At 75.5% G+C, this 24,606-nt stretch carries 19 protein-coding genes; 15 read left to right on the top strand and 4 right to left on the bottom strand.

The window, feature by feature from the left end; all coding sequences use genetic code 11:
• The first annotated feature begins 240 nt into the window (after positions 1-240).
• The 6 genes from ACGF15_RS24045 (at position 241) to ACGF15_RS24020 (ending at position 5,751) form a co-directional block, all read left to right on the top strand.
• The gene (locus tag ACGF15_RS24045; protein ID WP_345611429.1) at positions 241-1,689 is read left to right on the top strand and encodes an ATP-binding protein; all 1,449 of its coding nucleotides are present in this window, start codon (positions 241-243) and stop codon (positions 1,687-1,689) included.
• Positions 1,686-2,102 (top strand): roadblock/LC7 domain-containing protein, encoded by a 417-nt coding sequence (locus tag ACGF15_RS24040; RefSeq protein WP_256523149.1) that lies wholly within the window; start codon positions 1,686-1,688, stop codon positions 2,100-2,102. Before ACGF15_RS24045 ends, ACGF15_RS24040 begins: the two co-directional genes overlap by 4 nt.
• On the top strand, positions 2,099-2,458 hold the full coding sequence (locus ACGF15_RS24035) for a DUF742 domain-containing protein (RefSeq protein ID WP_256523150.1): 360 nt from the start codon (positions 2,099-2,101) through the stop codon (positions 2,456-2,458). Before ACGF15_RS24040 ends, ACGF15_RS24035 begins: the two co-directional genes overlap by 4 nt.
• On the top strand, positions 2,439-3,059 hold the full coding sequence (locus ACGF15_RS24030) for an ATP/GTP-binding protein (RefSeq protein WP_345610771.1): 621 nt from the start codon (positions 2,439-2,441) through the stop codon (positions 3,057-3,059). Before ACGF15_RS24035 ends, ACGF15_RS24030 begins: the two co-directional genes overlap by 20 nt.
• A 213-nt stretch (positions 3,060-3,272) precedes the next feature.
• Positions 3,273-4,367, top strand: a complete 1,095-nt coding sequence (locus tag ACGF15_RS24025; protein ID WP_345611432.1) for a selina-4(15),7(11)-diene synthase — start codon at positions 3,273-3,275, stop codon at positions 4,365-4,367.
• 25 nt (positions 4,368-4,392) lie between these two features.
• Positions 4,393-5,751 carry a cytochrome P450 gene (locus ACGF15_RS24020; protein ID WP_362614081.1) on the top strand — a complete coding sequence of 453 codons (1,359 nt, stop codon included), beginning with the start codon at positions 4,393-4,395 and terminating at the stop codon, positions 5,749-5,751.
• Positions 5,752-5,917: 166 nt separating this feature from the next.
• On the opposite strand, the gene ACGF15_RS24015 is transcribed toward ACGF15_RS24020, so the two are convergent.
• The 3 genes from ACGF15_RS24015 to ACGF15_RS24005 are packed head-to-tail and all read right to left on the bottom strand — an operon-like array spanning position 5,918 to position 8,632.
• Complete coding sequence (locus ACGF15_RS24015) at positions 5,918-6,148, bottom strand: hypothetical protein (RefSeq protein ID WP_345610776.1); 231 nt, start codon at positions 6,146-6,148, stop codon at positions 5,918-5,920.
• Between the two features lie 23 nt (positions 6,149-6,171).
• Positions 6,172-8,337: a 4-alpha-glucanotransferase gene (gene malQ, locus ACGF15_RS24010; protein WP_392801817.1), complete on the bottom strand. Its 2,166-nt coding sequence runs from the start codon at positions 8,335-8,337 to the stop codon at positions 6,172-6,174.
• Between the two features lie 13 nt (positions 8,338-8,350).
• Positions 8,351-8,632, bottom strand: coding sequence for a hypothetical protein (locus tag ACGF15_RS24005; RefSeq protein WP_345610782.1), 282 nt, complete (start codon positions 8,630-8,632; stop codon positions 8,351-8,353).
• A gap of 278 nt (positions 8,633-8,910) precedes the next feature.
• Here ACGF15_RS24005 and ACGF15_RS24000 point away from each other — a divergent pair, with 278 nt between their 5' ends.
• Positions 8,911-11,838 (top strand): beta-N-acetylglucosaminidase domain-containing protein, encoded by a 2,928-nt coding sequence (locus ACGF15_RS24000; protein WP_362614074.1) that lies wholly within the window; start codon positions 8,911-8,913, stop codon positions 11,836-11,838.
• Between the two features lie 112 nt (positions 11,839-11,950).
• On the opposite strand, the gene ACGF15_RS23995 is transcribed toward ACGF15_RS24000, so the two are convergent.
• A complete protein-coding gene (locus tag ACGF15_RS23995) occupies positions 11,951-12,487 on the bottom strand; it encodes an HNH endonuclease (protein ID WP_256523157.1) in 537 nt (178 codons plus the stop codon).
• A gap of 250 nt (positions 12,488-12,737) precedes the next feature.
• Between ACGF15_RS23995 and ACGF15_RS23990 the strand changes: the two genes are divergently transcribed.
• The 8 genes from ACGF15_RS23990 (at position 12,738) to ACGF15_RS23955 (ending at position 24,603) form a co-directional block, all read left to right on the top strand.
• Positions 12,738-13,805, top strand: coding sequence for a mechanosensitive ion channel family protein (locus ACGF15_RS23990; RefSeq protein WP_345610787.1), 1,068 nt, complete (start codon positions 12,738-12,740; stop codon positions 13,803-13,805).
• A gap of 163 nt (positions 13,806-13,968) precedes the next feature.
• Entirely contained in the window at positions 13,969-15,204 is a 1,236-nt protein-coding gene (locus ACGF15_RS23985; RefSeq protein ID WP_345610790.1) for an ROK family transcriptional regulator, read from the top strand.
• A 184-nt stretch (positions 15,205-15,388) separates the two neighbouring features.
• On the top strand, positions 15,389-16,654 hold the full coding sequence (locus ACGF15_RS23980) for a 6-phospho-beta-glucosidase (RefSeq protein WP_362615806.1): 1,266 nt from the start codon (positions 15,389-15,391) through the stop codon (positions 16,652-16,654).
• On the top strand, positions 16,645-17,631 hold the full coding sequence (locus tag ACGF15_RS23975; protein WP_392801811.1) for an N-acetylglucosamine kinase: 987 nt from the start codon (positions 16,645-16,647) through the stop codon (positions 17,629-17,631). Before ACGF15_RS23980 ends, ACGF15_RS23975 begins: the two co-directional genes overlap by 10 nt.
• A gap of 363 nt (positions 17,632-17,994) precedes the next feature.
• Complete coding sequence (locus ACGF15_RS23970) at positions 17,995-19,410, top strand: hypothetical protein (RefSeq protein ID WP_392801808.1); 1,416 nt, start codon at positions 17,995-17,997, stop codon at positions 19,408-19,410.
• A gap of 11 nt (positions 19,411-19,421) precedes the next feature.
• Positions 19,422-20,486 carry a glutamate ABC transporter substrate-binding protein gene (locus ACGF15_RS23965; RefSeq protein WP_362614292.1) on the top strand — a complete coding sequence of 355 codons (1,065 nt, stop codon included), beginning with the start codon at positions 19,422-19,424 and terminating at the stop codon, positions 20,484-20,486.
• Positions 20,487-20,725: 239 nt separating this feature from the next.
• Positions 20,726-22,060 (top strand): hypothetical protein, encoded by a 1,335-nt coding sequence (locus ACGF15_RS23960; RefSeq protein ID WP_392801805.1) that lies wholly within the window; start codon positions 20,726-20,728, stop codon positions 22,058-22,060.
• Positions 22,057-24,603 carry a tetratricopeptide repeat protein gene (locus tag ACGF15_RS23955; protein ID WP_392801802.1) on the top strand — a complete coding sequence of 849 codons (2,547 nt, stop codon included), beginning with the start codon at positions 22,057-22,059 and terminating at the stop codon, positions 24,601-24,603. Before ACGF15_RS23960 ends, ACGF15_RS23955 begins: the two co-directional genes overlap by 4 nt.
• The last annotated feature ends 3 nt before the right edge of the window (positions 24,604-24,606 follow it).

The raw sequence follows: 24,606 nt of genomic DNA, 5'->3' as shown, positions 1-24,606 counted from the left end.
GGGGCGGCGGGCCCGCGCGGGGGGGGGGGGCGCCCCGCCCGCGCGGGCGCGGGGGGCCGGGCTGCCTTGCGCCTCGGGGCCGCGGGGGCGCCCCCCCCCCCCCCCCCCCCCGCCTCCTTGTCTTTTCGGCCGATGACTATCCGCCAGATGCCCGCCCCGGCGTCAACACCCGTTCCCTGAGCGGGATATGCTCCCGCCCGTCGTTTCATATGATCTTTCCGGTTCGATCTGAGGATGCTGATGGTTCGACAGGGAACGCCGACCGGGAGTCCCCGGCCGCGGTCCGGTCTGGTGTGGCAGCTGCCGGTCGCCGCGACGCTGGCGGCCGCGGTCGCGGCCGTCGTCCTGGCCCCCGCATCGGCGCGCACGTCCGTCGTGGTCGTCTGCGCCGTCGCGGTCGTGACCGTCGCGATCGCCTGCGCCGAGGCGGCGCGCCGCGGCCGGACGGTGTCCGAGCTCCGCGCCCGTACGGCCGCCCAGGAGGCGGAGCTGGTCAACCGGTCGGCCGAGACCAGCCGCCTCGCCGACGAGCTGCTGCCCCGGGTCGTGGCGGAGCTGCGCCACGGCGCCTTCCCGGAGGACGTGCTGGCCTCGCTGGACACCTCCCCCGAGCACCGGGCGGTGCTGCGCTCCGTGGTCGAGGCGGTGAGCGCCGAGGAGGACCTGCGCGAGTCCGCGCAGCGCGCCTTCGTCAACATCGCCCGCCGTGTGCAGGCCATCGTCCACCAGCAGGCCCAGGAGCTGCGGGAGATGGAGGACCGCCACGGCCATGCCCCGGAGGTCTTCGGCGACCTGCTCCGCATCGACCACGGCACGGCCCTGATCGGCCGTCTCGCCGACTCGATCGCCGTCCTCGGCGGCGCGCGCCCGGGACGCCAGTGGAGCAAGGCCGTCCCGCTCTACAGCGTGATGCGCGGCGCCATGTCCCGGATCATCGACTACCAGCGCGTGGAGCTGCACACCGTCTCCGAGGTCGCCGTCGTCGGCACCGCCGTCGAGCCCCTGATCCACGCCCTGTCCGAGCTGCTGGACAACGCCACCCGCTACTCGCCGCCGCAGACCAGGGTCCATCTGACCGCCGTGGACGTGCAGTCGGGCATCGCCGTCGAGATCGAGGACGGCGGCGTCAGCATGAGCGAGGAGGCCCGCCAGCGCGCCGAGCGCATGCTGCGCCAGGCCCAGCAGGGCATCGATGTCAACGACCTCGGCGAGACGCCCCGGCTGGGCCTGGCCGTGGTCGGCCGGCTGGCGCGGGCGTACGGCTTCCAGGTCTCGCTGCGCCCCTCCGCCTACGGGGGTGTGCGCGCCGTCCTCGTCGTACCGCAGGACCTCATCACCACGACCGCGGCGGCGACCGGCCTCGCGCACGGCATCGGCACGGCGTCCGGCCCGCGCGCCACCGACACCCCGCCGCCCCGGCACCGCCCGCGTCCGGTCACCGGCCCCACGTCCGCGCCGCTCCCCCTGCCCGAGGAGGCCCCCCTGGTGACCGAGCGGACCGCGGGCGGGCTGCCCCAGCGGCGCCGCAAGACACGCGCGACGGCACCGGCCGCCGTCGACACCCCGGCACCTTCCCCCACGGCCCCGGACCCCGCACCGGCGGTGCAGCCCGGCCTCTGGCTGTCCGCGTTCCAGAGCGGCCTGTCCGGCGACACTCCCCCGACGAACAACGGAAACGAGCAGCCATGATTCAGCGGCAGTCCCACCAGACCAACATGGACTGGATGCTCAAGGACCTGGCGGAGGGCGTACCGCAGACCAGGAACGTCGTCGTGCTCTCCGCCGACGGGCTGCGCATGGCGCAGCACGGTTCCGACAACGACACCGCCGACCGTCTCGCCGCCGCCTGCGCCGGGCTCCAGAGCCTGGCGGGCGCGGTGGCGGCCGAACTCCCGCACGCCGACGGCCAGATGCGCCTGGTCGTGATCGAGATGAACGGCGGGTTCTTCTACCTGATGGCCGCGGGCGCGGGCGCGTACCTGGCCGTGCTGGCCGACGAGGGCGTGGACGCGGGCCTGATGGGCCAGCGGATGCGCGACCTCGTGCTGCGGATCGGCGAGCACCTGAGCACCCCGCCACGGCATGAGGGGCACCCCGCGTGAGCGACGCGGGCGCGGACTGGGAGGAGACCAGTCCGGAGCGGCTGTACGTGATCACGGGCGGCCGCAGCGGCTCCTCGTCGCCCACCGGGTTAGACCTGGTCACGCTGATCGTGGCCAGGTCGGGGCCCAGGCCCGGCATGCAGCCGGAGCACGAGGCGATCGTACGGATCTGCCAGGCGCCCCTGTCGGTGGCCGAGATCTCCGCCTATCTGAGCCTGCCGGTGAGCGTGGTCACCGTGCTGCTCAGCGACCTCCTGGCCGAGGACAAGGTGCTGGCCCGCGCACCCGTCCGGGCGGCCGCCCTCCCCGACCGTGCTCTGATTGAGGCAGTGATCGATGGACTTCAGAAGCTCTGAGCAGGCTCTCGGGCCGCGGAGCGAGGATGTGCTGCCGACGACGGCCACGGCCGCCGTCAAGGTGGTCATCGTCGGAGGATTCGGTGTCGGCAAGACGACACTGGTCGGCTCCGTCAGCGAGATCCGGCCATTGACGACCGAGGAGACGATGACCCAGGCCGGGGTCGGCGTCGACGACACCGCGGGGGTGGAGCGCAAGACCTCCACGACCGTCGCCATGGACTTCGGCCGCATCAGCATCAACGAGGAGCTGGTGCTCTACCTGTTCGGCACACCGGGGCAGCAGCGCTTCTGGTTCCTGTGGCGGGGCCTGTTCGAGGGCGCGCTGGGCGCGGTGGTGCTGGTGGACACCCGCCGGCTGGAGGTCAGCTTCGACGTCATCGGACGGCTGGAGGAGCGCGGGGTGCCCTTCGTGGTGGCCGTCAACTCCTTCCCGGAGGCCCCCTCGTACCCCCTCGAGGAGCTGCGGGGCGCACTGGATCTGCCCGCCTCCGTGCCGATCGTGCTGTGCGACGCGCGCTCCCGCACGTCCAGCAGGGATGTGCTCATGGCGCTGATGCACTACCTTCAGGCGCTCGCCACCGCGCAGGAGGTGGGCTGAGGCGGGGCACGCAGGCATGCGGCTGCGGCACCTGCCCCACTGATCGATTCTGGCCAACTCGTGTCCTCGATGTACCGGTTCACACCTGAATCGTCCTATTGGATCGGCCAACCCGGCTGAGTACGATGCGCAATAGTTGATCACTCTGTGGTGCAAGTTGCGCATGTGACAACGCAGTTGACGCGCCGCACCCGCATCGAGAGGCAGGCCCCCGTGGACCCCGAGCTGACCGTTCCGCCGATCTACACGCCCATGGCGCCGGCGATCCATCCCCGGCATGCGGACATAGACGTCCAGACCGCGGCCTGGGCGGAGACCTTCCGCATCGGTTCGGAGGAGCTGCGCGCCAAGCTCGTGGTCCAGGACATCGGCACCTTCTCCGCGCGCATCCTGCCCGAGGGCCGCGAGGAGGTCGTCTCCCTGCTCGCGGACTTCGTGCTGTGGCTGTTCGGCGTGGACGACGGCCACTGCGAGGAGGGGGAGCTCGGCCACCGCCCCGGCGACCTCGCGGGCCTGCTGCACCGGCTCATCCGGGTCGCGCAGAACCCCGAGGCGCCCATGATGCTGGACGACCCGCTCGCCGCGGGCCTGCGCGACCTGCGCCTGCGGGTGGACCGCTACGGCACCCCCGGGCAGACCGCGCGCTGGGTCGACGCCCTGCGCGAGTACTTCTTCTCCGTCGTGTGGGAGGCGGCCCACCGCCGCGCGGGCACCGTGCCCGACCTCAACGACTACACCCTGATGCGGCTCTACGACGGGGCCACCTCGGTGGTGCTCCCCATGCTGGAGATGGCCCACGGGTACGAACTCCAGCCGCACGAGCGGGACCGCACCGCGGTGCGCGCCGCGGCCGAGATGGCCTCGTTCGTCATCACCTGGGACAACGACATCTTCTCCCACCACAAGGAGCGGCGGAGCCCGGGCTACTACCTCAACGCGCTGCGGGTCCTGGAGCAGCAGGGGATGACCACCCGGCAGGCCCTGGACACCGCGATCGCCCAGCGGGACCGGGTGATGTGCCTCTACGTGCGGCTCGCCGAGCAGCTCGCCCGCGAGGGCAGCCCGCAGCTGCGCCGGTACCTGGCGAGCCTGTCCCACTTCATCAGGGGCGCCCAGGACTGGGGCATCACCTCGGTGCGCTACACCACCCCCGACGATCCGGCCGACCTGCCGCCCGTCTTCAGCGACACGCCCACCGACGGCCGCCACGAGCCGCTGGGCATCCCCGCCGTCGACTGGTGGTGGACCCTGGTGCCGGCCCCCAGCACACCGTCCGGCAGCCGCAGAACCGCTGCGCGCACCGCCTGACGGCCCCAGCGGAAAGGATTCTCCGGTGTCCGTCGGAACCCCCTCGGCCGAACTGCGGTCGGTCCCGGTCGCCCCGGGAGCGATCCCGCTCCTCGGCCATGCCCTCAGGCTCTGGCGCGAGCCCCTCGGCTTCCTGTCGTCGCTGCGCGACAACGGCGACCTGGTCCGCGTCGACCTGGGAACGATGCCCATGTACGTGGCGACCTCGGCGGAGCTGATCCACGAGGTCACGGTGCGCCAGGCGCGCAGCTTCGAGAAGGGCCGCTTCTTCGACAGGCTCCGCCCCCTCGCCGGGAACGGCCTCGCCAACTCCGACGGCGAGGTGCACCGCAGGCACCGCCGGCTCATCCAGCCGATGTTCCACCCGCAGCGCATCGCGGCGTACGCCGAGGCGATGGGCGCCAACGCCCGTGCCCTGGCCGACTCCTGGAGTCCCGGTCAGGAGGTCGAGCTGGAGCAGGCGATGGCCCAGTACGCCATCGAGACGCTCGCGACGACGCTCTTCTCCACGGACATGGGCCTGCCCGCGGTGGTCGCCATCCGCGAGAACCTGCCCGTGGTCCTGAAGAACCTGCTGGTGAGGGCGGCCTCGCCGAAGTTCCTCGACCGCTTCCCGATCCGCTCCAACCGCGAGTTCGACGCCGCCGCCGCGACCCTGCGCCGGGTCATCGACGAGGTCGTGGCCGAGACCCGCGGCTCGGGCGGGACCGGGCACAACGACCTGCTGTCGGTGCTCCTCGCGGCCCGCGACGACGAGACGGGCGACGGCCTGAGCGACGTCGAGGTGCGCGACGAGCTCAGCACCCTCCTCTTCGCCGGCGCCGAGACCACCGCCGCCACCCTCTCCTGGACCTTCTACGAACTCTCCCAGCACCCGGCGGTGGAGGAGGAGCTGGTCGCCGAGATCAGGGCCGTGGTGGGCGACCGCCCGGTGGGCGTCGAGGACGTGCCGAGGCTGGAGTCGGTGCGCCGCGTCCTCGACGAGGTGATCCGGCTGCACGGCGTCACCATGCTCATGCGCCGCACCACGGCCCCCGTGGAGCTGGGCGGCTACCTCCTCCCGGCGGGCACCGAGGTGGGCTTCAGCCTGTACGCGATGCACCGGGACCCGTCGCTCTACGAGAACGCCGACCGCTTCGACCCCGACCGCTGGCTGCCCGAGCGCCGGGGGGCGATCACGCGCCAGGCGTACATCCCCTTCGGCGCGGGCAACCGCAAGTGCATCGGCGACGCCTTCGTGTGGACGGAGGCGACCATCGCCCTGGCCACCGTCCTCGCCCGCTGGCGCCTGAGCCCGGCCCCGGGCCATGTCCCCAAGGAGGTCGCCTCGGCCGTGGCGCACGCGGACACCATGCCGATGGTGGTCACCCCGCGGGACGCCTGAGCCGCCCGCTCCGGGGCGCTCTCGCGCCCCGGGGGCTCCCGGGCGGGCCCCGGGTGCGGCACACGGGCACACGGGCACGACAAGGCGCCCCGGGGCCTCACCACCGGGGCGCCTGTCCGGCCCGGGCGGGGCCTCCGGCGCCGTGGCGCCGGGCCCGCCCGTGCCGTCAGCTCTGCTTGCGGGACTTGTCGAGCACCATCACCAGGCCGGTGATGACGGCGAACAGCACGATCGGGGCCGCCACGAACAGGCCGAGGGTCTCGGCAACGCTCAGCCCGGTGCCCGGGTGGTCGCCGTCGTCCCGGGTCAGGGCGAGCGCGGGGGACGACATCATCAGCATCATCAGCGTCGTACCGGCCGCGAGGGCGCCGGCGCGCAGGGCGTTCTTCTTGTCCACCCTGCCAACGTAGCGAACGCGTGTCAGCACCGCGCGTCCGGGGGTGCCGTGGGGCCGCCCCCGCGGCGGACGCGGGGCCCCAGGGCACCGATCAGCCGGTGGAGCCGGGGTGAGGCGGCCAGCTCCCCCAGGGTCACCGGACGGCCCTCGGCATCGGCGACGGGCAGCCGCCAGTTCGGGTACTGGTCCCAGGTGCCCGGCAGGTTCTGGGGGCGCCGGTCACCGACGGCGTCGGGCAGCCACACCCCCACCAGGGACGCCGGGGTCCCCGCCAGGTAGCGGTAGACCGCGCGGATGCCCTCCTCCTCGCCGACGCCCCCGCCGTCCGCCTCGGCGAGCAGCCCCTCGCCGCGCAGCGCGGCCAGCCACTCCGCCACGTCCGCCGCGTCCCGCGCCCGCTCCTCCTCCAGCCCCTCGGTCAGCAGGCCCAGGCGGTGGCGCAGCTCCACATGGCCGCCGGTGAGCCGGGCCGCGGTGGAGGGCAGGTCGTGGGTGGTGGCGGTGGCCACACAGCCGGCACGCCAGCGTCCGGACGGCAGCGGGGCGCCCGAGCCGGCCCAGTCGCGCTCGAACCAGAGGACGGAGGTCCCGAGCACACCACGCGCCGCGAGTGCCTCGCGCACCCCCGGCTCCACCGTGCCGAGGTCCTCGCCCACGACCACGGCCCCCGCCCGGTGCGCCTCCAGCACGAGCACCGCCAGCATCGCCTCGCCGTCGTAGCGGACGTAGGCGCCGTCGGTGGGCGGCGCGCCCTCCGGCACCCACCACAGCCGGAACAGGCCCATGACATGGTCGACCCGCAGCCCCCCGGCGTGCCGCAGCACCCCGCGCAGCACCCCCCGGAAGGCAGCGAAGCCGGACCGGGCGAGTGCGTCGGGGCGCCAGGGGGGCAGGCCCCAGTCCTGGCCGCGGGCGTTGAAGGCGTCCGGCGGGGCGCCCACGGACATCCCCTCGGCGAAGACCTCCGCCTGCGCCCAGGCGTCCGCCCCCGAGGGGTGCACGCCGACGGCCAGGTCGTGGACGACGCCCACCCCCATGCCCGCCTCGCGGGCGGCGCGGGCGGCGGCGGCCAGCTGGGCCTCGGCGAGCCAGGCCAGCCGGCTGTGGAAGTCGACGCGCTCGGTCAGCTCGCCGCGGGCCCGGGCGGTCTCCGGCGAGCGGGGGTCGCGCAGGCCCTGCGGCCAGGAGCGCCAGTCGGGGCCGTGGACCTCGGCCAGCGCGCACCAGGTGGCGTGGTCCTCCAGCGCTGCGCCCTGCTCGGCGAGGTAGGCGCAGTACGCGGCGTGGCGGCCGGGCCCGAGCGGCACGGTCCCGAGGACCTCCAGCGCCTGCCGCTTGAGGTCCCAGACGGCGTCCCGGTCGATCAGGGCGCCCTTGCGCAGCACCGCGCCGCGCAGCTCCGCGCCCTTCTCCCGCAGCGCGTCCAGCCGGGCGCGCTGCGCGGGCTCGGCGTAGCCGTACTCGGGGACGTCCTCGATCCTCAGGTGCACCGGGTCGGGGAAGCGGCGGGAGGAGGGCCGGTACGGGGAGGGGTCGGTGGGCGGCCCAGGCACGGCGGCGTGCAGCGGGTTCACCTGGACGAAGGACGCCCCGAGGGACCGCCCCGACCAGGCGGCGAACTCCCCGAGGTCGCCCAGGTCGCCCATGCCCCAGGAGCGCTCGGACAGCAGCGAGTAGAGCTGGACGAGGAAGCCGTGGCAGCGTCCCGGCGGGTCCGGGGCCCGGCCCGGCGCCACCACCAGGGCGGCGCTGCCGCTCCCGCCGTCCGGCGCCCGCGTGTGCAGCCGGTGGACGCCGAGCGGCAGCTCGCCCCACCCGCCCCGGGCGGCCGCCCGGGCGCCGGACGGTCCTGCGGCGGCGGCCGGGCCGGGGGGCCGGGGAGTCAGCACGGCGCCGTCCTCGCAGACCACCTCCAGCTCCGTGCCCGGCGGCAGCGAGGCCAGGGACGCGGGCAGCTCGGGCCCGCCGGGCCCCTGCCAGACGACGACCGCGTCCGGCAGCAGCCGGGCCGCGGCCTCCCGCTCGGCGCGCTCGAGGGCCGCGCGCAGCGCCGCGGGCGTGGCGGTGTCGACGCCCAGCGCGGCGAGGACGGCACGGACCGTGCGGTCCGGGACCGCACGGGTGACGCCTTCGGACGGCGAGAAGGAGGTGGCGACTCCGTGCAGCGCGGCGAGCCGGGCAAGGCCCATGGGGACTCCTCTTCTACGCCCCCGGGCCGTCGATGCCGCCCGCCATGGCCGGCGCGGTGGGCTCACTGGTCAGGGGCGCGATGTCGGCGAGCGGGGGCTCGCTGGTGAGCGGGGCGGCGTGGGCGAGCGGGGGCTCGCTGGTGAGCGGGACGTCGTAGGCGAGCGGGGGCTCGCTGGTGAGCGGCGCGTCGTAGGAGGTCGGGGCGGTGTGGTCGAAGGGGCAGGCTCCCGGGGGCGTCTGCGCCGGGACCTGTTTGGAGAGGGCGTCGAGCAGCAGCTGGGCCGATGCAGTCACGGGTGAATCACTCCAAGCGGGGCGTGAACGGTCGTGAACGGTCATGGAGGCCCTACCCCGTCGACGCGAACGCAGACGTACACGATCGGTCGACGTGTCCCGGGTCACACCGCGCGCCCGGAGCCCGCCACCCGGCCCCCGGCGGCGCACTCCGCCCCCGATCATCCACCACGGAGGGCATAAAGGGCACAACGACCACGCGCATTGACACCCCGACGGTGGTGGTGGTGGGCTCGAACACCGGCCGGGGCGGGCGGGTTGGACCGAAGGGAGACCTCGTGCGGCACTCGGGGACAAGGCGTACGGCAGCGGCCGTCGCGGTCGCGGTCATCGGCGGTCTGCTCGCCGGCGCCCCCGGCGCCGCGGCCGAACCCTCCGGGCCGGCGGCCCCGTCCGACCGGGCGCAGGACCCCCGGGGCGGCACCGCGGTACCGGGAGTGTGGCCCCGGCCCCAGTCGCTGCGCACCGCGCACGCGCCCGTCGTGCTGGGCGGGGAGGCGACCGTGGTCGCGGCCCCGGACGCGGACCCGTACGCGGTGGCCGCGGTGAAGGACCTGCTCCGCGGTGCCGGGGTGCGGACCCTGTACGAGGAGCTGCCGGGACGCGGCCCGGTGGTCCTGCTGGGCGGCACGGGCGCCGCGCGGGCCCTGCGGGCGCTCGGCGCCGCGGACCGGGCCGACCTCCCGCGGGGCGGCTACCGGCTGGCCGCCGGCGCGGTGGGCGGCCGCGCCACGATCGCCCTCGACGGGGTGGGGGCGGACGGCCTCTTCCACGGCGCGCAGACGCTGCGCGCCCTCGCCGCGGACGGGGGCGTCCCCGGTGTGGTGGTGCGCGACTGGCCCGGCACCGCGGTGCGCGGTGTCGCGGAGGGCTTCTACGGGACCCCGTGGACCCACGCGCAGCGGCTCTCGCAACTCGACTTCCTGGGACGGACCAAGCAGAACCGGTACCTCTACGCCCCGGGCGACGACCCCTACCGCCAGGCGATGTGGCGCGAGCCGTACCCGGCCGAGCGGCGGGCGGAGTTCCGCGAGCTGGCCGAACGGGCGGCGGCCAACCACGTCACGCTGGCCTGGGCGGTGGCGCCCGCGCAGTCGATGTGCCTGGCCGACGAGGGGGACCTGAAGGCGCTGACCCGCAAGATCGACGCGATGTGGGCCCTGGGTGTGCGGGCCTTCCAGCTGGAGTTCCAGGACGTCAGCTACAGCGAGTGGCACTGCGGCAGGGACGCGGACGCCTTCGGCTCCGGCCCCGGGGCGGCCGCCGGCGCGCAGGCGCGGATCGCCAACGCCGTCGCGGCCCACCTGGCGGAGCGCCACCCGGGCGCGGAGCCCCTGTCGGTGATGCCGACGGAGTACTACCAGGACGGCGAGACCGACTACCGCCGGGCGCTGGCCGCCGCGCTGCACGACTCGGTGCGCGTGGCGTGGACGGGCGTGGGGGCGGTGCCCCGGACCATCACCGGCGGCGAACTCGCCGACGTGCGACGCGCGTTCGACGACCATCCGCTGGTGACGCTCGACAACTACCCGGTCAACGACTACGCCCAGGACCGCGTCTTCCTCGGCCCGCTGACCGGCCGGGACCCGGCGGTGGCCGCGGGCTCCTCGGTGCTGCTCGCCAACGCGATGGAGCAGCCGACCGCCTCGCGCATCCCGCTGTTCACGGCGGCCGACTACGCCTGGAACCCCAAGGGCTACCGGCCCGCGGACTCCTGGCGGGCCGCCCTCGACGACCTGGCCGGGGACGACGCGCGAGCCCGGACGGCGCTCGGGGCGCTGGCCGGGAACGGGGCCTCGTCCCTCCTCGCGCCGGACGCCGAGTCGGAGTACCTGCGGCCCCTGATGAAGGAGTTCTGGGCCGCGCGGACCTCCACGGACGCCGCGGCCCTGGACCGCGCGACCGCCCGGCTGCGCGGCGCGTTCTCGGTCATGCGCGATGCGCCCGCGGCGCTGAAGGACGTGGCGGGCGGCCGCCTCGCCGGGGAAGTCGGCCCCTGGCTGGAGCAGTTGGCCCGCTACGGCCGGGCCGGGGAGCTGGCGGTCGACATGCTCGGCGCCCAGTCCGGCGGGGACGGCCAGGCCGCCTGGCGCGCCTCGCTCGACCTGGAGCCGGTGCGCGCCCGCCTGGGCGGGAGCAGGGCGACCGTCGGCGAGGGCGTCCTGGACTCCTTCCTGGACCGGGCGGAGAAGGAGTCCCGCGCGTGGACCGGGGCCGACCGGAAGGAGGCGGGCAGGGCCACCGTACGCCTGGACCGCGCCCGTCCGGTGGCCGCGGTGACCGCCATGACGGAGCCCGCCGCCCCCGGCCGGGGGACCCCCGGTCATCTGGAGGGGCACGTCCCCGGCGAGGGCTGGCGCCGGCTGGCCCCGCTGTCCGCGAGCGGATGGACCCAGGCGGACCCGGGCGGGCTCGCCGTCGACGCCCTGCGGGTGGTGCCCGGCGACGGCGGGGCGGCGGTGCCGGTGCGCGCCGTGGTGCCCTGGTTCGCCGACGAGCCAGCCGCCGGGCTCGACCTGGAGCGCACGGAGACCAGCGCCGAGATCGGGGGGAAGCCCGGCCGGGCCGGGATACGGCTCACCGCACGCCGTCCGGCCGAGGTGACGGGCGAGCTGAACGCCGAGGCCCCGGAGGGCATCGAGGTGAAGGTGCCCCGGCAGGCGACGGTGCCGCGGGGCACCGAGACCACCGTGCCCGTGGAGGTGACCGTCCCGGAGGGGACGCCCTCGGGCGAGTACCGGGTGCCGCTCTCCTTCGCCGGGCAGGAGAGCACCCTGACGGTGCGGGCCTTCCCCCGCACCGGCGGCCCCGACCTGGGCCGCGCCCCGGGGGCGCGGGCCTCCTCCTCGGGCGACGAGACCCCTGACTTCCCGGCCGCCGCCGCGGTCGACGGCGACCCCGCCACGCGGTGGTCCTCCCCGCAGGGCCCGTCCGCCTGGTGGCAGCTGGAGCTGGAGCGCCCGCAGCGGGTGGGCGAGGTCGTGCTCCACTGGCAGGACGCGTACGCGACCCGCTACCGGGTGCAGGTCTCGGGCGACGGCAGCGTCTGGCGCACGGCGGCCACCGTCACCGACGGCCGGGGCGGCCGCGAGGTGGTGCGCATGGACGCCCCTGACACCCGCTTCGTGCGGGTGCAGGGGGACGAGCGGGCGACCGACTTCGGGTACTCGCTCTTCGGCGTGGAGGCGTACGCCGTCGCGGAGTGACGGTGCAGGCGGGCACGCTCCGCGGGTGCCCGGGCCGTCCGCCGGCCCGCGCCGCCGCGGACGGCGGGTGCCGGGGCCGCACCGGCCCCGGCACCGGGGGACGGCGCCGCCCTCAGGCGGAGACGCCGTCGATACGGGCCATCGCGTCGTCCGCGCCGTAGGGCTGCAGATAGGGCAGCCAGCGCGGGTCCCGGTGGCCCGTGCCGATGATCCGCCACGCCAGGCCGCTCGGCGGTGCGGGCTGGTGGCGCAGGTGCCAGCCGAGTTCCCGCAGGTGCCGGTCGGCCTTGACGTGGTTGCAGCGGCGGCAGGCCGCCACCACGTTCTCCCAGGCGTGCTGTCCGCCGCGGCTGCGCGGGATGACGTGGTCGACGCTGGTTGCGACGCCACCGCAGTACATGCAGCGTCCGCCGTCGCGGGCGAACAGGGCCTTGCGGGTGAGAGGAACGGGCCCCCGGTAGGGGACCCGAACGAACCGTTTGAGCCGCACCACACTGGGCGCGGCGACGACACGGGTCGCACTGTGCAGGAAGGCGCCGGACTCCTCGAGGCAGAGGGCCTTGCCCTCGAGGACGAGGACGAGCGCGCGGCGGAGCGGTACGACGCCGAGCGGCTCGTACGACGCGTTGAGGACCAGGACATGCGGCACGGATGCCTCCTTGTACGCCGGCGGCGCGTGGCTCGCGCCGGGACGATCTGCCTCAAGTTTCGCCTCAGGGCCGTGCGGAGCGCCACCACGTACGGGTAACGGGCTGAAGGTGTTGTACGAGGCGGACGGTTCCGCCCCTTTTCTCCCCCGCCGTGAGCCGCGTCTCCCCGTGACGGAACCGCACCGGACGCCCGTACCGCCGCCGCTAGGGTTGTCGCGGGTCCCATCGCACGCCTGGAGGTTCACCCCCGTGACCGCGTCCTGGTCCGCCGTCCGCGCGGAATCCGATCCGTCTCCCGCCCCCGTCACCCTGGACGAGGCCGCCAGGCACGCGAGCGACGCCGCGGGCTGGGTCGAGGAGAACTGGTCCACCTGGCTCAACACCGGGCTGCGCATCGCACTGATCATCGCCGTGGCCCTGGCGCTGCGGATGCTGGTCCGACGGGCCCTGACCAAGCTCATAGAACGCATGAACCGCTCCGCGCAGGCGGTGGAGGGCACCACCCTGGGCGGCCTGCTGGTCAACGCCGAGCGGCGGCGTCAGCGCTCGGAGGCGATCGGCTCGGTCCTGCGCTCCATAGCCTCCTTCCTGATCATGGGAACCGCGGGCCTGATGGTGCTCGGGGCCTTCAGCATCAACCTCGCCCCGCTGCTGGCCTCCGCGGGAGTGGCGGGCGTGGCGATCGGCTTCGGGGCGCGCAACCTGGTCACGGACTTCCTCTCCGGAGTGTTCATGATCATGGAGGACCAGTACGGCGTCGGCGACTCGATCGACGCGGGGGTGGCCTCGGGCGAGGTGGTCGAGGTGGGCCTGCGGGTGACCAAGCTGCGGGGGGAGAACGGGGCGATCTGGTACGTCCGCAACGGCGAGATCAAGCGGATCGGCAATCTGAGCCAGGGGTGGGCGACGGCCGCCGTGGACGTCACGGTCCGGCCGACGGAGGACCTGGACCGGGTGAAGGCCCTGATCGGGGAGGTCGCGGACGAGGTCGCGAAGGCCGAGCCGTGGAACGAGCAGCTGTGGGGCCCGGTCGAGGTGCTGGGCCTGACCGAGGTCCTGCTGGACTCGATGACCTTCCGGGTCTCCGCGAAGACCATGCCCGGCAAGGCGCTGGGGGTGGAGCGCGAGCTGCGCTGGCGGATCAAGCGGGCCTTCGACGCGGCCGGGGTGCGCATCGTGGGCGGTCTGCCCCAGCAGGGCGAGGAGCAGGTCCCGGACCCGACCGCGGGCGTGGCCGCGCCCTCGGCCTTCGCCTCCCACACCTCGCCCCAGTCGATCGCCGCCTCGCCGATACCGCCGACCAACCTCTCGAAGTAGCGCGGCCCGGACGGGCACGCCGCGGACGCCCCCGGACGACCGGACCGGTCGCCGGGGGCGTCCGCGTCCGCGGCGACCGCGCCCGGCCGTTGACTCCGGCCACCGGGGCCCGTACGGTCAACGACGAACAGGAAACTTTCCTAACAGTCTTTGGAGGATGCACATGGGCCCGCCCCCCGGCACCCCGCCCGGCCCGGCACCCACCTCCTCCCCGGGCACCCCGCGGGTCCTGCGCGCCATGAACGACCGGGCCGCGCTGGAGCTGCTGCTGGAGCACGGCCCCCTGTCCCGGACCAGGATCGGCACCCTCACCGGCCTCTCCAAGCCCACCGCCTCACAGCTGCTGGCCCGTCTGGAGGCCGCCGGACTGGTCGTCGCCACGGGCACCACCGCGGGGCGTCCGGGACCCGGCGCCCAGCTGTACGCCGTCAACGCTCGGGCGGCCCACGCCGCCGGCCTCGACGTCACACCGCTGCGCATCAGGGCCGCCGTCGCCGACCTCACCGGGACCGTGGTCGGCAGCTACGAGCTCGCGACCCCCGGGCGGCGCGCCGAGGGCGTGGTCCGGCAGGTCACGGCGGCCCTGGACGGAGCCGTGGAGGCCGCCGGCATCACCCGGGCCGGGGTCGGCCGCCTGGTCGTCGCCACCCCCGGCGCCTTCGACCCCGCCACCGGACGGCTGCGCTACGCCTCCCACCTGCCCGGCTGGCACTCCCCCACCCTGCTCGACGAGCTCGCCGCCGCCCTGGAGATGCCCGTCGAGTACGAGAACGACGTCAACCTCGTCGCCGTCGCCGAGCAGCGCCTGGGCGCCGCCCGGGGCCACGGCGACTTCGTGCTGCTGTGGAACGAGGAGGGCCTGGGGGCGGCCCTGGTCATCGGCGGGCGGCTCCACCGGGGCTTCACCGGAGGCGCGGGCGAGGTGGGCTTCCTGCCCGTGCCCGGCACCTCGCTGGTGCGCAACGTCGCCCGCACGGGCAGCGGAGGCTTCCAGGACCTGGCGGGAGCGCGGGCGGTGCGGGAGCTCGCCCGGGAGCTGGGCGTCGAGGACGTCGGCAGCGGGCCGCACGCGCAGGCCGCGGCCGAGCTGCTGGCCCGCGCGGCCGCCTCGGACACCGGGCCCTGCGCCCGCCTGCTCGACCGCTATGCCACCGGCCTGGCGACCGGCCTCGCCTCCCTGGTGTCCGTGCTCGACCCCGAGCTGGTGGTCCTGGCCGGAGAGGTGATCGCCGCGGGGGGAGAACCGCTGCGCGAGCGGGTCCGGGCCGAGCTCGCCGAGCTCGCCGCACCCCGGCCGAAGCTGGTGGCCGGTGCCGTGCGGGAGGGGCCGGTGCTGCGCGGCGCGCTGGAGAGCGCGCTGGCCGCCACCCGGGACGAGGTGTTCGACACCTCGCGCTGACCGCCCGGGCGCCGCGACGCGGGCGGACCGCACCGAACCGCCCGGGGCTCCCGCCGCCCTGCCGCGCCCTCGTCCGCCGAGCGCTCCCGGATCCCCGGCCGCTTCGCACGGCACCCGCAGCTTCCACGCACGCAAGGCCTTCGTCGAAGGCGCCACACCGACCGGAGTGAAGGGCAGACCGCACATGAGACTCGCTGTGGTGGGGGGCGGCTCCACCTACACCCCCGAACTGATCGACGGCTTCGCCCGGATGCGCGCGACGCTGCCGGTGACCGAACTGGTCCTGATCGACCCGGACACCGAGCGGCTGGAGCTGGTCGGCGGCCTGGCCCGGCGCATCTTCGCCCGGCAGGGCCACGACGGGGCCGTCACGGCCACCGCGGACCTCGACGCGGGGGTGGACGGCGCGGACGCCGTGCTGCTCCAGCTGCGCGTCGGCGGCCAGGCGGCCCGGCTGCAGGACGAGACCTGGCCGCTCGACTGCGGCTGCGTCGGGCAGGAGACGACGGGCGCGGGCGGCCTGGCCAAGGCGCTGCGCACCGTGCCCGTCGTCCTGGACATCGCCGAGCGGGTCCGCCGCGCCAGCCCCGGGGCCTGGATCATCGACTTCACCAACCCGGTGGGCATCGTCACCAGGGCCCTGCTGCGGGCCGGGCACCGGGCCGTCGGCCTGTGCAACGTGGCCATCGGGCTCCAGCGCAGGTTCGCCGGACTGCTCGGCGTGGCGCCCTCCGAGGTGCACCTGGACCACGTGGGGCTCAACCACCTGACCTGGGAGACGGGCGTGCGCCTGGGCGGGCCCGGCGGCACCGACGTCCTGCCCGGCCTGCTGGCCGGGCACGGCGGCCGGATCGCCGAGGAACTGCGGCTGCCGCAGCCCCTGCTGGAGCGGCTCGGCGTCGTCCCGTCCTACTACCTGCGCTACTTCTACGCACACGACGAGGTGGTCGCGGAACAGCGCTCCGGGCCCTCGCGGGCGGCGGAGGTCGCCGCCATGGAGAAGCGCCTGCTGGAGATGTACGCGGACCCGGCACTCGACGAGAAGCCCGAGCTGCTCGCCCGGCGCGGCGGCGCCTTCTACTCGGAGGCGGCCGTCGACCTGGCGGCCGCCCTGCTGGGCGGCGGCGGCAGCCCCTACCAGGTCGTCAACACCCTCAACCGCGGGACCCTGCCGTTCCTGCCCGACGACGCCGTGGTGGAGGTGCAGGCCCGGGTGGGCCGCGACGGCGCGCAGCCGCTGCCCGTGGCCGGAGGCGATCCGCTGTACACGGGGCTGGTCTCCGCCGTCGCGGCCTACGAGGACCTGGCCCTGGAAGCCGCGCTGCGCGGGGGACGCGAACGGGTCTTCCGGGCCCTGCTCGCCCACCCGCTGATCGGCCAGTACACCTACGCCGAGAAGCTGACCGACCGTCTGATCGCACACAACCGGGAGCACCTGCCGTGGGCCTGAGAGCCGCCGTCCTCGCCATCGACGCGGGGAACAGCAAGACCGACGCCGCGTTCGTCGCGGCCGACGGGACCGTCCTCGCCTCCGGGCGCGCGGGGGGCTTCCGCCCCCCGGCGGTCGGGGTGGCCTCCGCGGTCGACGTCCTGGGCGAGGCGGTCGACCGGGCGCTGGCCGGGGCGCGGAGCGCGGGAGCGCCCCTGGAGGGCGCGGAGCACGTCTCCGCCGCGCTGGCCAACGCCGACCTCCCCGTGGAGGAGGCGGAACTCGCCGCGGCCGTCGGTGACCGCGGCTGGGGGCGCACCACCGAGGTGCGCAACGACACCTTCGCCGTGCTCCGCGCCGGGCTGGACGAGCCCCGCGGGGTGGCGGTGGTGTGCGGAGCGGGCATCAACTGCGCGGGCATGCTCCCCGACGGGCGCACCGCCCGCTTCCCGGCGCTCGGCAGGCTCTCCGGCGACTGGGGCGGCGGCGGGGGCCTCGCCGAGGAGGCCCTGTGGTGCGCCGCCCGCGCGGAGGACGGGCGCGGGGAGCCCTCGGAGCTGGCACGCCTCCTGCCGGCGCACTTCGGCCTCCCGTCGGTGCACGCGCTGATCGAGGCGCTGCACCTGGGCAGGATCGCACCGCCGCGCCGCCACGAACTGGTCCCGGTGCTCTTCGCGGCCAGCACCGCGGGGGACCGCGCGGCCCGTGCGCTGGTGCGGCGCCAGGCCGAGGAGGTGGTCGCGATGGCGGCCGTGGCGCTGGGGCGGCTGGACCTGCTGGACGAGCCGGCGCCCCTGGTGCTGGGCGGCAGTGTGCTGGCCTCCCGCCATCCCCAGTTGCACGCCGACATCGCGGAGTTCCTCGCCGACCGGGCCCCGAAGGCCGTGGTCCACCTGGTGACGGCGCCACCGGTGCTGGGGGCCGCGTTGCTGGGCATGGACGCGATCGGGGCGGGTCCGGAGGCCCGGGAGCGGCTGCGGGCGCACTACGCGGGCTGAGCACCGGCCGGGCCCTGGACACGCCTCGCGGGCGGGCCCGCGGCGGCGGACCGGCGGGGGCGCGGACGGGCCCCGGCCGCGCGCCCGCTCACGCCTGCCGCATCCGCTTCCGACCCGTTTCGCTCTCCGGAACGGCATTTCACCCGTTCGTGGGGAACCGGCCGCGGGCGGCGGGCGTATACAGGGTGGGGACGACGAGGGGGTGTGCACGAGCCCGGCCGCGAGGTGGGTGCCGTGCACCGGAGAGGCACATGATCGCGTCAGCTGTGGTGTGAAACAGTCCCCTGCGGCCATACTTCTGGCCGGGAGCCATCCCGGTGCCCGCGCGGGGAGCGGGCCGTCGACGACCGAGGGGGAGGTCACGTGGCACACCCGCCGTACGGGGGGACGGCGCACCAGGCCGCCGCCCCGGTCCACCCGGGCCCCGAGCCCGTGCCCGCGTACGCCCCCGCGCAGACGGAACCGGCCGGCGGTGGCGGCGCCCTGGCCGGCGTCCGCCGCCGGATGAGCGGCGCGGCCACCACCGAGCCCGGCAGGCTGCGGATCACCGGCGCCCTGCTGGCCGTGCTGCTGGCCGTCTTCGGCGTCACCGCCGCCGTGGCGGTCTCCGAGCGCGCGGCGGCCGCGGACGACGTGGTGGGCCGCAGCCAGCCGCTGAGCCGCGACGCGGCCTCGGTCTACCGCTCGCTCGCCGACGCCAACACCACCGCCTCCACCGGCTTCCTGGCCGGAGCCGAGGAGTCACCTGCCGTCAGGGAGCGGTACGCGCAGGACATCTCCCGCGCCTCGCGGCTGCTGGTGACGGCCGCCACGCACACCGACGCGTCCAGCGAGTCGGGGCGGCAGATAGCCCAGCTCAACGAGTACCTCCCGCGCTACACCGGGCTGATCGAGTCCGCGCGTGCCAACAACCGGCTGGGCAGACCCCTGGGCGGCGCCTACCTCCGGTACGCCGACGCCCTGATGACCGAGGAACTGCTGCCGGCGGCGCGCAGACTCCATCTCGCCGAGTCCGCCCGGCTGGAGGCGGACCACGAGGCGGCACGCTCCTGGCCGCTGGCCGCACCGGCGGCGGGCGTGGTGGCGCTCGCGGTGCTGGGCTGGGCGCAGCGGCGCAACTACCGCCTCACCAACCGGGTCTTCAACCGGGGGCTGCTCGGCGCCACGGTGGCGGCCGCCCTGGTGCTGCTGTGGGTGGTCGGAGCGCAGGCACTCGCCTCGTCCCGGCTGCACGAGGCGGACGTGCACGCACAGCGCTCCCTCGACGTCCTCAACGACGCCCGGATCGACGCCCTGCGGGCCCGGGCCAACGAGAACCTGACCCTGGTCGCCCGGGGAGCGGTGCTCACCGACGACGGCAAGGACGACAAGTACGCCGCCGAGTACGCGCAGACCATGGACACCCTGGGCGCGGCCCTGGAGAAGGCCCTGCACCACGCCGACGACGAGGAGGGCCGCCGCCCCGTCGACACCGCGGTGCGCGCCATGGGTGAATGGCGGACGCGCCACGACGGGGCCGCCGGGGCCGACCGGGAGGGGGACTACGAGGGGGCCGTCCGGAAGGTCATAGGCCGGGAGGGCTCCACCAACGAGTGCTTCGACGCGGTGGACGCGGCGCTCGCCGAGGCGCTGGCCCACGAGCAGCGGGAGTTCACGGCGGCGGCGGTCGCCGGCCGTTCGGCGCTCGACGGGCTGGCGGCCGGGGCCGCGCTGCTGACGCTGGCCGGGGCGGTGGCCGCGATCCTGGGCGTCAACCGCAGGCTGGCGGAGTACCGGTGAGAGGAGGAGCGATGACGGACCACGACGGGAACAGCGAACGGGAACCGGTCCGCGGACGTGCCGCGGGCGGGCGCGCGGGCCGCTTCCGGCTGCGCGGCTGGGGAGGCGTCGCCGGGATGGCGGCGGCCTGCGCGCTCGTGGCCTCGCTCGCCCTGCCCGCGCTCTCCTCCGTTCCCGCCGGCGGGCCGCTCGCCTCCGCCCCCGCGGGCCGGGAGCGCGGCGCCGTACGCGAGGCGGAGGACTGCACCGACCCCGAGGCGTCGCTGCGCCCGTCGACGGCCGGCGGCCCGAACATCGACGCCATCAGGCAGCGCGGCAAGCTGATCGTCGGCATCGACCAGAACAGCTACCGCTGGGGCTACCGCGATCCGGTCGGCGGTGGGCTGGAGGGTTTCGACATCGACCTCGCGCGTGCGATAGCCGCCGACATCCTCGGCAGCCCCGACGCGGTGATATTCCGCGCGATACCCACCAACCAGCGCATCCCGGCCCTGGAGACCGGCCGGGTGGACATCGTGGTGCGGACCATGACGATCACCTGCGACCGCATCGAGCAGGTCGCCTTCTCCACCGCGTACTTCCGGGCGGGCCAGCAGGTCCTGGCGCCGAAGAGCTCGCCGGTCACCGGGTACGACGCGTCGCTGGAGGGCCTGCGGGTCTGCTCGGCCGAGGGGTCGACGGCCTACGAGGCCCTGGAGCGGAACAGCTTCGGCGCGGTCTTCCAGGACGAGCACGACGGGCAGCCGCAGGACGAGGACCTCCTCACGGTGCCCAACGCGCTCGACTGCCTGGTCCGCCTCCAACTGGGCCTGGTGGACGCCATCGTCACGGACAACGCCCTGGCGGCCGGCCAGGCCGCGCAGGACCCGGCGGTGGAGCTGAAGGGCGACGGCCCCTTCACCACGGAGTACTACGGGGTGGCCACCGAGCTCGGGAAGGACGATCTGGTCCGCCGGGTGAACCATGTGCTGGAGGAGTACCGCAAGGGCCCGTGGATGGAGGCCTACCGCACATGGCTGGAGGCCGACCTGCCGGGTGTCACCGGGCCCCCGCAACCCATCTACCGGGCCGGGTAGCGGACAGGGCAGGGGCCGCACCGGGCCCCGGGCAGGAGGGCGGTCCACGCCGCGGCACCGAGGCCGTCATGGGCACGGCAGAGGCAACAGGCACAGGCACAGGTCGCAGGTCGCAGGTCGGGCAGAGGGCACGGGCGCGCAGGCACGGAACACAGACACACGGACACACGGACACACGGACACACGGCGGAACGGCAGCCCGCACACCGCGGGCTCGTGCGGGAGAGGAGAGTTGATCGATGGGCGTCGCGGAACCCTTCCCCGACTCCGCGGGGGCACCGCAGGGGCGGGTGATGGACCGGGACGGGGTGGACCGGGCCCTGTCCCGGCTCGACGCCGAGCACGAGGCCGTCGAGACCTCGCTCCTCGCACTCCAGGACCACGCCGGACGCCGCCTGCTCGAAGGCGCCGAACTCAGCGGCACGACCGAGGAGCGCTGGGCGGCCGCCGAGCGGTCGATCGCCCTGCTGTGGAGCTGCTTCGACGCCTACGCCGCCGCGCTGGCCCGGATCCGCGAACTCCGCGCCCGCCGGCGCTGGCCGAGCCGCGAGGACCTGGCGGAGCTCACCGAACGGCTGCAGGGGCGCAGCGTCACCGTGGCCGCCCCGCCCGCGGCGCACCCCGGGTCCGGCGGAGCCCCCGCCCGGCTCGCGGAGGCGTTCACCCTGGAGGAGCTGGTCTCCCGGATGAACGACCTCTACGCGGCCTCGCTGGACACGATCATCACGGCGGACGCGGTCTGGTCGGCGCTGCCCGCCCGGATAGACCTGCTCGCCGCCGAGCTCCGGCGCACCAGGTCGCTCGCCCACTCCGCGGGTGTGCGTCCCGGTGAGCACCCGGCCGGCGACGAGCTGGACTCCCTCACCCGTGAACTCGCCGACCTGCGGGCCCAGGTGCTGACCGACCCGCTGCGGTTCTGGCAGGCCGCACCCGGCAGCTCGGCCCCCGGCGGCGGCCGCCCCGACACCCGGCGGTACGACCGTGCCGCGCGCGACCTCGAGGACGTCCGCCGGGAGATCGAGGCCGTGCTGCAGGTGCGCCAGGACGCCGAGGAGCGCCTGCTCCGCCTGCGGGACGTGCTCTCCCGGGCGGACCGCACCCTCGCCGAGGCCCGCACCGCCCGGGGCGAGGTGCTGGCGAAGATCGCGTCCTGCGAGGTGCCGGCCGTCGGCGGCCCGCCCACGGCCCTCCAGGAGCGGCTGGCGCTCGCCGCCGACCACCGCAGGCACTCCCGGTGGCACCGCCTCTCGCCGCTCCTGGAGTCGCTGGAGCGGGAGGCCGAGGACGAGCTGCACCGGGCCCGGGAGTCGCTGGGCGCCGTCACCGCGCCGCTCGCCGTCCGCGCGGAGCTCCGCGGACGGCTGGACGCCTACCGCGCCAAGGCGGCGCGCCAGGGACTGGCCGAGGACCCGGTGCTGGCCGGGTGGTACGACACGGCGCGGCGGATGCTGTGGAGCGCCCCCTGCGATCTGCGCGCCGCCGAGCAGGCGGTCCTGCGCTACCAGGACGCCGTCGCCGGGGCGGGCGCGCCCGGCGGCGGGTTCCGGGCCGAGGACCGCGGAGGGAACGGATGAACGGCGACCGGCAGTGCCAGCGTCCCGGCTGCGGCGGCGCGTACGAGGACATGGGCGGCGGCGAGCTGTACTGCGGCACCTGCGGCCTCGCCCCCGTGGTGTCGCCCACCGGCATGGTGTCCTCGCCCCCCACGGGCGTGGCCGGCGGCGGTCCGGGCTCGTCCCCTTCCCGCGGCAGCGCCCGCTCCTCGCAGGGCTCGGCCCGCTCGTCCTCCTCCCGCCGGTCGGTGTCGGGGCGGCTGTCGCGCTCGCTGAGCGGGTCCGGCGCCTGGGCCCGCTCGGTCTCGGTGCGCAGTTCGGGCTCCGCCTCCGCCTCCTCCGGGCGGAACCGCCTCGGCGCCGGCCTGGTCACCGTGCCGGAGGTGCCGCGGCCCGATCCCCGGTCGGCGGTGATGGCCCGCCCGGAGGTCCCGGAGCGCAAGCGGTTCTGCTCCCGGTCCGACTGCGGCGCGCCGGTGGGCCGCGCCCGCGGCGGACGGCCGGGCCGCACCGAGGGCTTCTGCACCCAGTGCGGCCACCCGTACTCCTTCGTGCCGAAGCTGAAGGGCGGCGACATCGTGCACGGCCAGTACGAGATCGCGGGCTGCCTGGCGCACGGCGGTCTGGGCTGGGTCTACCTCGCCGTGGACCGGGCCGTGTCCGACCGGTGGGTCGTCCTCAAGGGCCTGCTGGACACCGGGGACCAGGACGCGATGGCCGCCGCGATCTCGGAGCGGCGGTTCCTCGCCGAGATCGAGCACTCCAACATCGTGCGCATCTACAACTTCGTCGAGCACCTCGACCAGCGCACCGGCTCCCTGGACGGCTACATCGTCATGGAGTACGTGGGCGGCAGGTCGCTGAAGCAGATCGCGAACGCCCGCCGCGGCCCCGACGGGCGCCGCGACCCGCTGCCCGTCGAGCAGGCGTGCGCCTACGGGATCGAGGCACTGGAGGCGCTCGGCCACCTGCACAGCCGGAACCTGCTGTACTGCGACTTCAAGGTGGACAACGCCATCCAGCAGCAGGACCAGCTGAAGCTGATCGACATGGGCGCGGTCCGGCGGATGGACGACATGGAGTCGGCGATCTACGGCACCGTCGGCTACCAGGCCCCCGAGGTCGCCGAACTCGGCCCGTCGGTGGCGTCCGACCTGTACACCGTGGCGCGGACCCTCGCGGTGCTCACCTTCGACTTCCAGGGCTACACCAACGTCTTCGTGGACCGCCTGCCGGAGCCGGAGCACATCCCCGCCTTCCAGGCGTACGAGTCGTTCTACCGGCTGCTGGTCCGTGCGACGGACCCAGATCCGGCCCGGCGGTTCGCCTCGGCGCAGGAGATGGCCGAGCAGCTGACGGGGGTGCTCCGGGAGGTGATCGCCCTCCAGACGGGCCGCCCCCGCCCCGCGGTCTCCTCCCTCTTCGGGCCCGAACTGCGCGTCCCGGACACCGGTTTGTTCCCGCGCCGGGGCGGGGAGGTGTCGCAGCTCGGGGCCCGCGGTCGCGGTGGGCGGGCGGAGCCCTCGCCGGGCGCTGTCCCCGCGCAGCGCACCGGGGGCGTGCCGACCGGCGGGATGCGGGCCCCGGTGCCGCTGGCCCCGCACCTCGCGCCGCTCGACGTGCGGGCCTGCGCCCTGGCGCTCCCCGTCCCGCGGGTCGATCCGGAGGACCCCAACGCGGGCTTCCTCGCCGGTGTGGCGGGGGCGGCCCCGGCGGAGGTGCTGGCCGCGCTGCGCTCGGTGCCCGCGGCCTCCACGGAGACCCTGCTGCGGGAGGTGCGGGCCCGGTGGGAGGCCGGCGACGCGGGTGCGGCGGCCCGGGCGCTGGCCGCCCTGGAGAGCCGCCACCCCGACGACTGGCGGGTGGTCTGGTACCAGGGCGTCAGGGCTCTGGTCACCGGGGACGACGCCTCGGCCGCCCTCGCCTTCGACGCCGTGTACGACGCCTTTCCCGGCGAGTGCGCGCCCAAGCTGGCGCTGGGCCTGTGCGCGGAGGTGCTGGGGCAGCTCGACAACGCGGCCGACTACTACCGGCTCGTCTGGGCGACCGACCCGGGCCATGTGAGCGCCGCCTTCGGGCTCGCCCGGGTGCAGCTCGCCGCCGGGGACCGCCAGGGTGCGGTGGTGACCCTGGAGTCGGTGCCGGAGTCGTCCATCCACTACACCGCGGCCCGGGTGGCCTCCGTGCGCTCGCGCCTCCGGTCGCGCGCCGCCCGGGAGCCGCTGCTGCCCGACCTCTCGGCGGCGGCCGCGCAGGTGGACGCGCTGGCCGGACTCGGTCTGGACGCGGTCCGCCGGGAGGAGTTGGCGACGGAGGTCCTGGGGGCGGCGCTGGACTGGGTACTCTCCGGTAGTCCCGGAGCCCGGCCGCCCGCCGCGGCCTCTCCGGCCGTACCGGGCGCGGGCGCACCGGCGGTGCTGCTCGGCAGTGAACTGGACGAGCGCGGCCTGCGCTTCGGACTGGAGCGCTCCTTCCGGGTCCTCGCCCGGCTCGCCCGGCACGGGGAGGAGCGGAGAGAGATGGTGGAGCGGGCGAACCGCTACCGCCCCCGGACGTGGGTGTGATCG

The sequence above is a fragment of the Streptomyces sp. NPDC048001 genome, assembly GCF_043203115.1.
Taxonomy (GTDB): Bacteria; Actinomycetota; Actinomycetes; order Streptomycetales; family Streptomycetaceae; genus Streptomyces; species Streptomyces sanyensis.
The sequence above is the reverse complement of the archived record's forward strand: the minus strand, read 5'-3'. Positions and strand labels throughout refer to the sequence as shown.

Excerpts from the sequence above, each read along its gene's own strand:
- ACGF15_RS24045 (WP_345611429.1), top strand. The coding sequence starts at position 241 with ATGGTTCGACAGGGAACGCCGACCGGGAGTCCCCGGCCGCGGTCCGGT.
- ACGF15_RS24040 (WP_256523149.1), top strand. The coding sequence starts at position 1,686 with ATGATTCAGCGGCAGTCCCACCAGACCAACATGGACTGGATGCTCAAG.
- ACGF15_RS24030 (WP_345610771.1), top strand. The coding sequence starts at position 2,439 with ATGGACTTCAGAAGCTCTGAGCAGGCTCTCGGGCCGCGGAGCGAGGAT.
- malQ (WP_392801817.1), bottom strand. The coding sequence starts at position 8,337 with ATGGGCCTTGCCCGGCTCGCCGCGCTGCACGGAGTCGCCACCTCCTTC.
- ACGF15_RS23985 (WP_345610790.1), top strand. The coding sequence starts at position 13,969 with ATGGGCCCGCCCCCCGGCACCCCGCCCGGCCCGGCACCCACCTCCTCC.
- ACGF15_RS23980 (WP_362615806.1), top strand. The coding sequence starts at position 15,389 with ATGAGACTCGCTGTGGTGGGGGGCGGCTCCACCTACACCCCCGAACTG.
- ACGF15_RS23965 (WP_362614292.1), top strand. The coding sequence starts at position 19,422 with ATGACGGACCACGACGGGAACAGCGAACGGGAACCGGTCCGCGGACGT.
- ACGF15_RS23960 (WP_392801805.1), top strand. The coding sequence starts at position 20,726 with ATGGGCGTCGCGGAACCCTTCCCCGACTCCGCGGGGGCACCGCAGGGG.
- ACGF15_RS23955 (WP_392801802.1), top strand. The coding sequence starts at position 22,057 with ATGAACGGCGACCGGCAGTGCCAGCGTCCCGGCTGCGGCGGCGCGTAC.